Source organism: Pseudarthrobacter sp. TE3704, assembly GCF_056279405.1.
This window is the reverse complement of record NZ_JBWCCJ010000004.1, coordinates 189,820-201,884: the sequence shown is the minus strand read 5'-3', so window position 1 is coordinate 201,884 and position 12,065 is coordinate 189,820. Positions and strand designations below refer to the sequence as shown.

Below are 12,065 nucleotides of genomic sequence, written 5' to 3'. Positions count from 1 at the left end.
GGATAAATGCTCTTACAAAGAACGGCATGGCAATGAGGGATATCAGGAAGGAATCTATCCGTGAGGGATCCTCGCAAGTGGGGTGCAACATGGCAGCAGGCCGCGGTAGCAACCACTTTGGCACTGGGCCTTTCATCGTGCGCAGCAGCAGGAGCAAGCGATGACACGTCCGACATCACGCTGGAAGAAGCAAAAACGAAAGTTCTTTCCCTCCAGCATGAGATTGTCCAGCGGGTTCCCGAGGACCTGGTGATTTCCGTCTTCGAAAGTACTTCCTCGAGCCTTCTGTCATGCGGGGTCGACCGGAAAAAATGGAGCGGTACCGGACAGGTTGAGCTGCGGCCCGGGTTGGACCGCAACGAGTTCCTCGACGAGGTCCGGGAGAGCCTTTCCGGCCAGGACGGCTGGACAGCCAGCGACGACACGGACAAGGACGGCGACCGCGTCGTGGACTTGCTGCATGACGACGGCACGCATCTGATCGTGGGTATCTGGGACGGGCCTGAGAGCCTCCAGGTCGACAGCTTCAGCGTCTGCTTCGACTTCCCGGAGTACGAGTACGGCGAAAAATACTAGGACACGCGCCGGGGCTAGGCTGGAGCCATGTCCTCACCAGGCCATCCGGCCGAATTAACCCCTAAAAGGGAGCCCCAGCGCCGCCTTGCCCTGCGGCCCTATGCCCGCGCCGTGGCGCAGGTATTGCGCGTCAGCTTCCGTGCCTCCCCGGGCGCTGTGATTATGAAGGTGCTCGGCTCGCTCATCTCGGCCGTGCTGCCGCTGGTCACCACCTATTTCGCGGCCCTCACCACCACGGCACTCGCGGCCGCCTACTCAGGGGATGCCGGTGCAGGTCAGCTGGCCATCGTCTACGTCATCATCACTGCCGCCCTGGGACTCTTCTGGGGTGCCTTCACCAGCGTTGACCGCTACATCCAGCAACTGATGAGCTTCAAGGTGGGCGCCATCGTCGGGGACCAGATGTACGAACGGTTCCTCGCCCTCGAGTTCTGGCGGTATGACGACAAAGAAACCGTGGACCTCTACGACCGCGCCAAGCGGTTCTCCGACTCCTACGCGCGGGTCCTGGACCGGATCGCGGCGATCTTCACCCAACTCGTTTCGGTGATCCTGGCCGTAGGCGCACTGCTGCTGGTCAGCTGGTGGATCGCGGTGATTGTCCTGGTGGCCATCGTGCCCAGCGTCTACCTGCAGTTCAAGCTGTCGCGGGAGCAGATCGCGCACTGGAACACCCAGGTGGACTCCCGCCGCCAACGGCGGATGATCGAACAAAACCTGCTCCGACCGCAGCACATCGCCGAGATGCGGCTCTATGGCATCGTCGGCTTCCTGATGGATCTCCGTTCGCGGCTGCGTGACGCGGATGAGCGCCGCCGTCTTGATTTCCAGCGCCGCTACATTCCCAAGCAGCTGGCCGCCGACGCCCTGCAGTACGGCGCCGAGGTGGTTTCGCTGATCTGGATGGTGGGGCAGATCATCGCACGGGCGCAGCCGGTGGGCCAGTTCCTCTATGTGCAGCAGATCGTCAGCCGGGCGTTATCCACCGCCAACAATCTTGTGTCTTCCCTCAGCTCCATCGACGAGGACCTGGCGAACCTCAAGGACTACGAGCTGTTCATGGCCCTGCCGGTCCATTCCGAGCACGCACCTCCGCTGCTGGGACCGCCGAAAGAGGTGGAGCTGAAGGACATCCGCTTCACCTACACCGGAAGCGAGATGGAAGTGATCCGAGGGATCAGCCTGACCATCCGCGAAGGCCAGCACATCGCCATTGTGGGGGAGAACGGTGCCGGAAAGTCCACGCTGATCCGCATCCTTGCGGGCCTCTACCGGCCGGACTCAGGGCAGGTCATGCTCGACGGCGTGGACCTCGCCGCCGTCGACGTCACCTCCTGGCATCGCCACCTTGCGGTGCTGAGCCAGGAGTTCCTCAAGTACGAGTTCGCCACGGCCGCGGAGAACATCTACTTCGGCGACGTCGACTCGCCTAGGGACGACGCGCGGATACGACACGCTGCCGCAGATGCCGAAGCCTTGGACTTCATCAACAAACTGCCCAATGGCCTGGAGAACCACGTCAGCAACTGGATGGAGGACCCGCGGGGCCGGAAGGGCAGTGGCCTGTCGGGGGGGCAGTGGCAGCGTCTGGCCATGGCCCGCAACTTCTACCGGGACGCCTCGTTCATGGTGATGGACGAACCAACATCAGCCATCGACGCCCTGGCCGAACACCGGATCTTCACCCGGCTCTTCGCGGACCGCAGCAGCACCATCATTGCCATCAGCCACCGCCTGGCCACCATTGAGAAGGCGGACATCGTCTACATGCTCGAAGACGGCAGGATCGTGGAGCAGGGCATTCACCGGGAACTGGTGGCGCTCCGCGGCCGCTACTTCCGGATGTTCGAATCCCAGCTCAGCGTAGAGGAAGCGACCGGAACCTAGGCCTCCACAACAGTGGTGCGCACCCGTGCCAGGCTGGGACGCGGCGGGACACTGCTGAACCCAAACGTCACCGCCGGCCGGATGGGCGCCAGGGCACCGGCGTCGGCCCCTTCCCAGGTCACGACGGCGGAGGTGATGTGGTGCAGGTCGCTGACCCCGTAGTATTCGAGCCGCCCGTTGCCGGCGGTCCCGAACGTCCGGGCGCCCGGGGCCGCCAAAGCCGCCAGCGGGCTGACGCCGCTCAGCCAGCGGGGATGGACAGCGAGGCGCCGGGGGACTGCCCGCAGCGCGGTCCCCAGCAAGGTTCTGGGTCCTACTTCCGCGCGGATCGCCAAGGGCCCGGCGTCCACAGCGAGCCGATGACGGTCCAGCTCCGCTGACACGTCCAGCACCTGGACTTCGTCGAAGCTATAGGTGGTTGAAATGAAGTCAGCGGCTTCTTGGGTGGGCGCCAACAGCAGCCGGTGCCCGGACGGCTGCTGGAGCATAACGTCCGCGAAGGACCCGAAAGGGGAGTGCTGCCAGATCCCTACTACGGCGCGGAGACCGGAGGCGGTGCCGATGCCGGCAATGTGCCCGTCGAAAACCCACCGCCTGCCCACCCGGTCACCTCAGAGCGGACCGTAGCCGGCATTGCCGTAGGGATCGCGCCACACGGCTAGGTCCTGTTCCACAGCGCTGCGCAGTTCCGGGTTCGATTGGACCCGCTGCCGGAAGGATTGCCGTGCCCGGCCCAACACCACGGAGGGGACGAGGATGCAGGCCACCAGGAGGGCCACGATCAGCAGGAAGGTGCCGGCCAGTACCAGCACAGTGCCGTCTCCCCTGTCGGCGGCCGCCGGCAGGGGCGTCAAGAGGATCCCGCCAATGATGGCCGACAGTACTGACACCATGACGATGCCGCCACGGGCTGATCCAGGTCCGCGGGTAATGAGGCTCTTATCGGTATTGGGTAGCGTTGTGCGTACCCGCTTCCAGAACAACAGGCCGAGCGCCGCCAGGGCTGCACCCAAGGGGCCGAGGACGGCAAGGGCGGCAGGATTACCTGACGTAGCTGAGTAGAACGCGCCGGCCAAGGCAAGGACAGGTCCGCCGGCGATCGCGCTGCTCCAGCCTGCTGCCACGGTGCCCTGGGCGTCGGCCAGTTGCCGCAATCGGGACGGTGCGTTGGGTGGACTCACCTGTGCCAGATCGGGGGAGAGCCAGTACTCAAGGGGATGGGCGGGCCGGGCGTGATGGGGGGTTTGACTTGTCATAACGGCCTAGAGACCCAGGCCTTTGCGTACCCGGTTCTCCAGGTCATCGGCAGGCAGGGACTCCGTGGCCAGGCCTTCCCCATCACCTGCTGCCATTTCCAGCGAACCGTCCCGACCCGCCTTGACGTGGACTGAACGGAAGGACTTATCCGCAAGGTGCCGCCGGAGCGTTGCCGCGGCGGGGCGTCCATCCGGAGCGGAGCCGAGATAGAAGGTGACCATTTCGATGGCTGTTTTGAACATGCCGTCGGCATTGGTCAAGGGACGCAGTTCGTGGACACCGTATTTGCTGAGGCTGAGGATCAGTGCGCCTTCCCCGGAACCGAACAGGAAGTAGACATGTTCCGCTTTGGGTGTGACCAGGGCGGCCTCCAGCCAGGCATTGGAGGTTGCCAATACAGCCGCGACGCTGGTGGCGGGACCTGCCGGGACGAGGCTCTCGCCTTCCACCTTCATGAGGCCCCGTTCCAGGAGCGTCGCGACTCCCGCCTGCTCAAGCGGTGCACCCGCGGCGTCGTCGAGCCTGAACAGGCTCTGGCACCTCAGTGCTGCGCTGGTTCCCGCCAGGGCGATCAGGGCAATGAGTTCGTGTTCAGTAATGAGCAGGGGTGCGTCTTCTTGAGTGGTCACAGCAGCCTTTGGGTAGACAGGTCTCGGGACTTATTCTATGGAAGCTTCCAGGGAAGCCGGGGTGTCAGGTGAGCCAACCCCAGACCTTCTTCGCGCCCTCGGCTACGGCATCGACGGTCTTTGTGGCCGCATCGCCCACCATTTCCGAGGCTGAACCATAACCGAGGTTCGTGGCAAGCAGGCCCATGCCACCCCAGGCAATGCCGGCAACGGCGAAGAAGGGGCCGGCGCCTGGAATGAAGCTTCCTGCAGCCAGGATGGTCGAGATGCTGCCGTCGATCGCCATCCCGGTGTTGCCCGTTGCGACGCCTTGCCTGATCTGCAACGCACCTGTGACCATCCCGAGTCCGCCGGAAAGGCGTCCCAGCATCGAAGTGCCGTTCAGGAGCTGTGTTCCACGCACATAGCCAGCCCCGGGAGCCTGGGCGTACTGCGCGGTCAGCCAGGGCCAGTTGGTCAGTTTCGTGAGGAGGTCGCCTTTGGCCATGGTGGCCAGGAGGCTGTCCGTATAGAGGCCTGCCGCGGTCACTGCGGCGTTGGCGGCCCACCATTCCGGGCTTCCGGCGACGGAGAGGATGCCTTCAAGCCCGGTGGACGGAGTTGCCCCGGGATTTCCGGGCCCTGCCGGACGGGTTGGGGCACCCGGTCCGGGACCGACCGTGCCCCCGTTGGTGCTGGCATTTTCCTGTTCATCGGCCTGCGTCAAGAGAGTACGGGAGGCGTCGATCAGGGACTGGGACGTTTTGTTGAGCATGGGGCGCAGGTTGCTGCTCCACTCGCGGCGGAAGTTGGCCGCGTCGCTGCCCTTCCAGGCGGCGTTTGAGATCAGGCTGCTGACCTGGCGCTCCGTGTTCAGCAGCTGCTGCCCTGACTGACCCATGGACTTGGAGAGCGAGCGCAACTGTTCGATGTCGGCACCGTAAAGGCCAGGGGCCATGGTTGTTCTCCTTGGAATCGGGCACGGGAGCGTTTTCCGAGCCCCCGGACCTAGGTTACGGACTTCTTGAGGCCGCTGCCATGGGCACCGCTGCCCATGCCAAACAAGGTCAACACGTTGCTGGGATAACCTAGAGCAGTGACTTACGAGATCGAGATCGGCCGTGGCAAGCGTGGGCGTCGTGCCTACTCCCTGGATGACATTGCAATCGTCCCTAACCGTCGTACCCGCGACCCCAAGGACGTCTCCGTCTCCTGGCAGATCGATGCCTACCAGTTCAGCATGCCCGTCATCGCAGCGCCGATGGATTCCGCCATGTCCCCGGCCACCGCAATTGCCCTGGGCAAGCTGGGCGGCCTGGGAGTCCTGGACCTCGAAGGCCTCTGGACTCGCTACGAGGACCCGCAGCCCATTTTGGACGAGATCGGCGCGCTGCAGGACGAGACCAACAGCCCTGCCGTCACCGGACGGATGCAGGAACTGTACAAGGCGCCCATCCAGCCTGAACTGATCACGTCCCGCCTCGCCGAGATGCGCGAAGCGGGCGTCACCGTTGCCGGCTCCCTCACCCCGCAGCGCACCCAGGAGCACTACAAGACTGTCCTGGCCGCCGGCGTCGACATCTTTGTCATCCGCGGCACCACCGTGTCCGCCGAGCACGTGTCCAAGGACCACGCGCCCCTGAACCTCAAGCAGTTCATTTACGAGCTGGATGTTCCGGTGATCGTGGGCGGCGCCGCGGGCTACACGCCCGCACTGCACCTCATGCGCACCGGTGCAGCCGGCGTGCTGGTCGGCTTCGGCGGCGGCGCCACCACCACCACCCGCCGCGCGCTGGGCATCCACTCCCCGATGGCGTCCGCCATCTCCGACGTCGCAGCCGCCCGCCGCGACTACATGGACGAATCCGGCGGCCGCTACGTGCACGTCATCGCCGACGGCGGCATGGGCACCTCCGGCGACATCGTCAAGGCGATCGCGATGGGCGCCGACGCCGTCATGCTGGGCAGCGCGCTTGCGCGCGCCGAAGAGGCTCCCGGCAAGGGCTGGCACTGGGGCCAGGAAGCCCACCACCTGGAACTGCCCCGCGGCGACCGCGCCAACGTCGGGACCGTCGGGCCGCTGGAGGAAGTCCTCTTCGGCCCGGGCCACCACACCAACGGAACGTCCAACCTCATCGGCGCGCTCCGCCGCTCCATGGCGACCACCGGCTACTCGGATTTGAAGGAATTCCAGCGGGTCGACGTCGTCGTTTCCCCCTACTCAGGGAACTGATGACTGCGGCTGGCCAGGGGCCGCACATGCCCCTGGCCAGCCTGCCCAAGCGTGCTGCAAGCAAGTACTGTGGTTTTACTACCGGCACTGGAGGCGTTCAATGAAGACTGTTCCTGCACACGGCGGAGCCCTCGGCCCGGCAGCCCGGGAAGCATCCATCCAGCGGCTCCGGGACACTTCCCAGCCTGGCCAGGAACTGGACATCCTCATTGTCGGCGGCGGCATCGTTGGCACGGGAGTGGCCCTTGACGCCGTGACCCGCGGGCTGAGCGTCGGCATCGTCGAAGCAAGCGACTGGGCAGCCGGCACGTCCTCGCGGTCTTCCAAACTTATCCACGGCGGCCTGCGCTACCTCGAAATGCTCGACTTCGGGCTGGTCAAGGAAGCCCTGCAGGAACGCGGACTGCTGCTCTCCGAGCTGGCGCCCCACCTTGCCCGCCCGGTGCCCTTCCTTTACCCGCTGACCAAGCCCTTCATCGAGCGGCCATACGTGGGCGCAGGCATCGCGCTGTACGACGCCATGTCGATTTCCAGCGGCCACAGCCGCGGCGTTCCCTTCCACAAACACCTCACAAGGCGTGGCACCCTGCGGGCCGCCCCGAGCCTGAAAAACGATGCTTTCGTGGGATCCATCCGGTACTACGACGGCCAGGTGGATGACGCCAAGTACGTTGCCAACCTCATCCGGACTGCTGCCTACTACGGTGCACACGCCGTGAACCAGATGGCCGTGGTGGACTTCCTGCGCGAGGGCGAACGGGTGGTGGGGGCGAAGGTGGTCAACCGCGAGGACGGAACGGAGTTCAACATCCGCGCCAAGCAGGTCATCAACGCCACCGGGGTCTGGACGGATGAAACCCAGGCCATGGTGACCGAGCGCGGCCAGCTGCAGGTCCGGGCATCCAAGGGCATCCACCTGGTGGTGCCGCGGGACCGGTTCCAGTCCACCGTGGGGCTGATCCTGCGGACCGAGAAGTCCGTGCTGTTCGTCATCCCCTGGGGCCGGCACTGGATCATCGGAACCACCGACACCGACTGGAACCTGGACAAAGCCCACCCCGCGGCGTCCAGCAAGGACATCGACTACATCCTTGAGCACGTCAACCAGGTCCTCAAGCGGCCGCTCACCTGGGAAGACGTGGAGGGCGTGTATGCCGGGCTGCGGCCCCTGCTTGCTGGCGAAAACGACTCCACCGCCAAGCTTTCCCGCGAACACGTGGTGGCCCACCCCGTCCCCGGCCTCGTGGTGGTGGCCGGCGGCAAGTGGACCACCTACCGGGTCATGGCCAAGGACGCCGTGGACGAGGCGACCCGCACCATGGACGAACGGGTTCCGCCCAGCTGCACGGAAACCATCCCGCTGCTCGGCGCCGAGGGCTTCAGGGCCGCCTGGAACCGGCGCAACCGCACCGCCGAGGAGTCCGGTGTGCACGTGGCCCGGATTGAACACCTGCTCAACCGGTACGGGTCCATGACGCCCGAGGTGCTGGCCATCATCGAAGAGGACCCGTCCCTGGCAGAACCGATCCCGGGAGCGGACGACTATCTCCAGGCCGAGGCCGTCTACGCCGCCACCCACGAGGGGGCCCGCCACGTCCATGACGTCCTGACCAGGAGGACCAGGATCTCCATCGAAGCCTGGGACCGGGGTGTGTCCGCCGTTCCGGTTGTCGCTAAACTGATGGGTGACGTCCTTGGCTGGAGCGACGCGCAGCGAGAAAATGAGGTCCGGCACTACATTGCGCGTGTAGAGGCCGAACGCCTCAGCCAGCAACAGCCGGACGACGAATCCGCAGACGCCGCCCGCCTGGGCGTGGAAGACATCGTGCCCTTGCGCTGAGGGGCTGATAGCCCAGCACTGCTGACCGAAGGGATACGCCTTGGCGGAACCACTTGACCCGTATGATGCCGACCTCACCACCCCGGAGATGGTGATCCTGGAACTGGAGGCATCCGATAAGGCCGACGCCGCCACGCAGCTGGCCGAGCGGCTGTTCGCCGCCGGCCGCGTCTCGGACCTGGAGGGGTTCCTCAAACACGTCAACGCCCGGGAACACCAGCTGGCCACCGGACTGCCGGGCGGCATCGGCCTGCCGCATGCCCGCAGCGAGTTCGTCTCCCGCACGTCCATCGCCGTAGGAATCGCCAAGTACGGCCACGCGCTGGACTTCGGTGCGACGGACGGTCCCGCCACCGTGATCCTGCTCATCGCCACCCCGGCCAGTTCGTTCTCCGACCATCTTGAGGTACTGGCAACCCTGGCCCGGTCACTGTCCAAGGAATCGTTCCGCGAATCGCTGCGCCGTGCCTACGACGCCGAGGTCATCGCCGAACTCATCAACTCCAGCCTGGTGTTCTTCGACCACTGAGCCGGTGCCGGGCCGGCCAAGGCTACCTTTCAGGGCCGGCGTTTAGTTGTTCTACAGAAGTACGAAGTACGGTTAAGACGTGTGGAAAACTGCCCTTAAGCCCCGATGGATCGCAGGCTTCGTCTTCGCGATCGCCATATCCGGGGTCTTCGTACTGCTCAGCCAGTGGCAGTTCGGGCGCTCCACATCGCCCGAGGTGCCGGTCAACCCCGCTACCGAGCAGGTCCAGGCGCTGACGGACACCCTGCAGCCGGGCGAATTCTTCCACGGGACCGACGCCGACCAGATGGTCAGCGCCCAGGGCACCTATGACCCGGCCAAGCAGGTCCTGGTCCCGGGACGGCTGCACGGCGGAAAGACCGGCTACTGGGTGGTCTCCGCCTTCGCCGTCGACGGAGCCCCGGCACTGAGCGGCGCCGCCGCCTCGCCCCGGACGTGGATCCCCGTGGCCCGCGGCTGGGTGGCGGAACCCGGTGACGCGGCAGCACCGCCGTCGGGCCTTATCGAACTGACCGGACGGCTCCTGCCATCCGAAGCCCCGCTGCCCGGCAAGGCACCCGCACCCGGGGAGGCCACCGCCGTTTCGGTGGCGGAACTGATCAACTACTGGGAAGTGAGCAGCTACCCGGGCTTCGTAGCTGCCACCGCCGAGGTGGCCGGGGGAGCGGACGTCAGCCCCGCCGCGGTGCCCGGAGACCTGCTGCCACTGAACATCGGCCCCCAGCCCCCCGCACAGCAGATCAACTGGCTCAACCTCTTCTACTCCCTGGAATGGGTAGTGTTCGCCGGCTTCGCCCTCTTCATCTGGTGGCGGCTGGTCAAGGACGACTACCACCGGGACCTCGAGGACAGCCTCGACGAAGAGCACGATGCCATCTCCCCAGAGCAGCCCCAGCACCCTGAACAGAACCAGCAAAAGGTACAGCCATGATCGATCCAAAACCGGCCACCCCCACGCAGGCCACCGGAAAAACGGCCGGCAAAAAGCGGCGCTTCGGCGGTACCGAGGCCCAGATCCGCTCAGCCCTGAAGTTCTACAAGGTCCTGGCCTACCTCACCGGTGCCATGCTGCTGCTGCTCTGCGCCGAACTGATCGCCCGCTACGGGTTCGGGCAGTACCTGTTCGCGGGCGGAACCAACGCGGTCACCGGCCAGCCCTTCGGCTTTGGCTTTGCGGATGCTGAACCCCACGGCGTGCTGGGCGGGGTCAACCTTTCCGTCGCAGTCCTCATCGTGCACGGCTGGATGTATGTGGTGTACCTGATCTCCAACTTCCGGCTGTGGTCGCTCATGCGCTGGCCGTTCCTGAAGCTGATCCTGCTGGCGCTGGGCGGCGTGGTTCCGTTCCTGTCCTTCATCGTGGAGAAGAAATTCCACGCCGAGGTGGAGGCCGAGCTCGCAGCCAACCCGCAGGCGCCGCAGCGCTACTGAGCCGCGGTCCCGCGTCGGGGCGCCTTTCCGGGGCCGCCAACGTTTGGTGCGTCACAGCGCAGCCTCTCAAGGTGCGCCGGTGCAACGGCGCAAAGTAGGCTATTACGGTGACTACTCCCACTGCATCCCAGACTTCCCAGAAGCCGGTGCTGGTTGTTGACTACGGTGCCCAGTACGCGCAGCTGATTGCCCGCCGCGTCCGGGAAGCAAATGTGTATTCGGAAGTGGTTCCGCATACCTATTCCACCGAGCAGCTCCTCGCCAAGAACCCCGCCGCCATCATCCTGTCCGGCGGCCCGTCCAGCGTTTACGCCGACGGCGCTCCGAGCGTGGGTGCCGACCTCTTTGAAGCCGGCGTTCCCGTCTTCGGCATCTGCTACGGCTTCCAGGCCATGGCCAACGCACTCGGCGGCAAGGTGGACAAGACCGGGCTGCGGGAGTACGGCTCCACGGAAACCACCATCCTGGGCGAGGGACGTTCCGTCCTTGAGGGCATGCCCCAGCACCAGAACACGTGGATGAGCCACGGCGATTCCGTCCACGAGGCGCCGGAGGGCTTTGAAGTCCTTGCGACGACGGCGGGCGCCGAAGTGGCTGCCTTTGCCAACGAGGAGAAGGGCCTGTTCGGCGTGCAGTGGCACCCGGAGGTCAAGCACTCCGCCTATGGCCAGCAGGTCCTTGAGAACTTCCTTTTCAAGGGCGCCAAGATCGAACCCAACTGGACCACCGGCAACATCCTCGAGGAGCAGGTGGAGCGGATTCGGAAGCAGATCGGCGACGCCCGCGTCATCTGCGGCCTTTCCGGCGGCGTGGATTCCGCCGTCGCTGCAGCCCTGGTGCAGCGCGCCGTTGGTGACCAGCTCACCTGTGTCTTTGTGGACCACGGCCTGCTGCGCGAAGGCGAAGCGGAGCAGGTGGAGCGCGACTTTGTTGCCGCCACCGGCGTGAAGCTGTACGTCGCGAACGAGCAGGAACGCTTCCTGTCCGCCCTCGCCGGCGTCAGCGACCCGGAAACCAAGCGCAAGATCATCGGCCGCGAGTTCATCCGCGCGTTCGAGGAAGCGGAGCTGGCCATCATCGCCGAGGCCGCCGCCCACGGCGAGAAGATCAAATTCCTGGTCCAGGGCACCCTGTACCCGGACGTTGTCGAATCCGGCGGCGGCGAAGGTGCAGCCAACATCAAGAGCCACCACAACGTGGGCGGCCTTCCCGAGGACCTGCAGTTTGAACTCGTGGAACCGCTGCGCGCCCTCTTCAAGGACGAGGTCCGCGCCGTCGGTGCCCAGCTTGGCCTGCCGCAGGAAATCGTCGGACGCCAGCCCTTCCCCGGCCCCGGCCTGGGAATCCGCATCGTCGGTGAAGTCACCAAGGAACGGCTGGACCTGCTGCGCAAGGCGGACGCCATCGCGCGCGCCGAACTGACCGCCGCAGGGCTGGACAACGAAGTGTGGCAGATGCCCGTGGTCCTGCTGGCGGACGTCCGCAGCGTCGGCGTCATGGGTGACGGCCGCACCTACGGCCACCCCATCGTCCTCCGCCCGGTCTCCTCCGAGGACGCCATGACCGCTGACTGGTCACGCCTTCCGTACGAGCTCCTGGCCAGGATCTCGAACCGGATCACCAATGAGGTGGAGGGCGTCAACCGCGTGGTGCTCGATGTCACCAGCAAGCCGCCGGGAACCATCGAGTGGGAATAGCATTCTG

12 protein-coding genes are annotated in these 12,065 nt (G+C 65.5%); 8 read left to right on the top strand and 4 right to left on the bottom strand.

The genetic code is table 11. From position 1 onward, the window contains the following. Positions 1-60 precede the first annotated feature (60 nt). Together ACZ9BC_RS12010 and ACZ9BC_RS12005 are read left to right on the top strand one after the other, a co-directional pair. On the top strand, positions 61-576 hold the full coding sequence (locus ACZ9BC_RS12010; RefSeq protein WP_476246137.1) for a hypothetical protein: 516 nt from the start codon (positions 61-63) through the stop codon (positions 574-576). Positions 577-603: 27 nt separating this feature from the next. Next, a complete protein-coding gene (locus tag ACZ9BC_RS12005) occupies positions 604-2,463 on the top strand; it encodes an ABC transporter ATP-binding protein (protein ID WP_476246136.1) in 1,860 nt (619 codons plus the stop codon). On the opposite strand, the gene ACZ9BC_RS12000 is transcribed toward ACZ9BC_RS12005, so the two are convergent. The 4 genes from ACZ9BC_RS12000 to ACZ9BC_RS11985 form a co-directional block, all read right to left on the bottom strand. Then, entirely contained in the window at positions 2,460-3,065 is a 606-nt protein-coding gene (locus tag ACZ9BC_RS12000; protein ID WP_476246135.1) for a hypothetical protein, read from the bottom strand. The two genes, ACZ9BC_RS12005 and ACZ9BC_RS12000, sit on opposite strands and share 4 nt — an antisense overlap. Before the next feature lie 9 nt (positions 3,066-3,074). Next, positions 3,075-3,719, bottom strand: a complete 645-nt coding sequence (locus ACZ9BC_RS11995; RefSeq protein ID WP_476246134.1) for a hypothetical protein — start codon at positions 3,717-3,719, stop codon at positions 3,075-3,077. Between the two features lie 6 nt (positions 3,720-3,725). Then, positions 3,726-4,349: a hypothetical protein gene (locus tag ACZ9BC_RS11990; RefSeq protein ID WP_476246133.1), complete on the bottom strand. Its 624-nt coding sequence runs from the start codon at positions 4,347-4,349 to the stop codon at positions 3,726-3,728. A gap of 64 nt (positions 4,350-4,413) precedes the next feature. After that, a complete protein-coding gene (locus tag ACZ9BC_RS11985; protein ID WP_476246132.1) occupies positions 4,414-5,286 on the bottom strand; it encodes a WXG100 family type VII secretion target in 873 nt (290 codons plus the stop codon). A gap of 138 nt (positions 5,287-5,424) precedes the next feature. Between ACZ9BC_RS11985 and ACZ9BC_RS11980 the strand changes: the two genes are divergently transcribed. The 6 genes from ACZ9BC_RS11980 (at position 5,425) to guaA (ending at position 12,058) form a co-directional block, all read left to right on the top strand. Then, entirely contained in the window at positions 5,425-6,561 is a 1,137-nt protein-coding gene (locus tag ACZ9BC_RS11980) for a GuaB3 family IMP dehydrogenase-related protein (protein WP_079597380.1), read from the top strand. Positions 6,562-6,661: 100 nt separating this feature from the next. Continuing rightward, positions 6,662-8,401, top strand: coding sequence for a glycerol-3-phosphate dehydrogenase/oxidase (locus ACZ9BC_RS11975; protein WP_476246131.1), 1,740 nt, complete (start codon positions 6,662-6,664; stop codon positions 8,399-8,401). Between the two features lie 40 nt (positions 8,402-8,441). After that, positions 8,442-8,930: a PTS sugar transporter subunit IIA gene (locus ACZ9BC_RS11970; protein ID WP_476246130.1), complete on the top strand. Its 489-nt coding sequence runs from the start codon at positions 8,442-8,444 to the stop codon at positions 8,928-8,930. Between the two features lie 79 nt (positions 8,931-9,009). Then, positions 9,010-9,861: an SURF1 family protein gene (locus tag ACZ9BC_RS11965; RefSeq protein WP_476246129.1), complete on the top strand. Its 852-nt coding sequence runs from the start codon at positions 9,010-9,012 to the stop codon at positions 9,859-9,861. Further along, positions 9,858-10,361 (top strand): DUF3817 domain-containing protein, encoded by a 504-nt coding sequence (locus ACZ9BC_RS11960; RefSeq protein ID WP_275731104.1) that lies wholly within the window; start codon positions 9,858-9,860, stop codon positions 10,359-10,361. Before ACZ9BC_RS11965 ends, ACZ9BC_RS11960 begins: the two co-directional genes overlap by 4 nt. Positions 10,362-10,468: 107 nt before the next feature. Beyond that, on the top strand, positions 10,469-12,058 hold the full coding sequence (gene guaA / locus ACZ9BC_RS11955; RefSeq protein ID WP_476246128.1) for a glutamine-hydrolyzing GMP synthase: 1,590 nt from the start codon (positions 10,469-10,471) through the stop codon (positions 12,056-12,058). Positions 12,059-12,065: the final 7 nt, after the last annotated feature.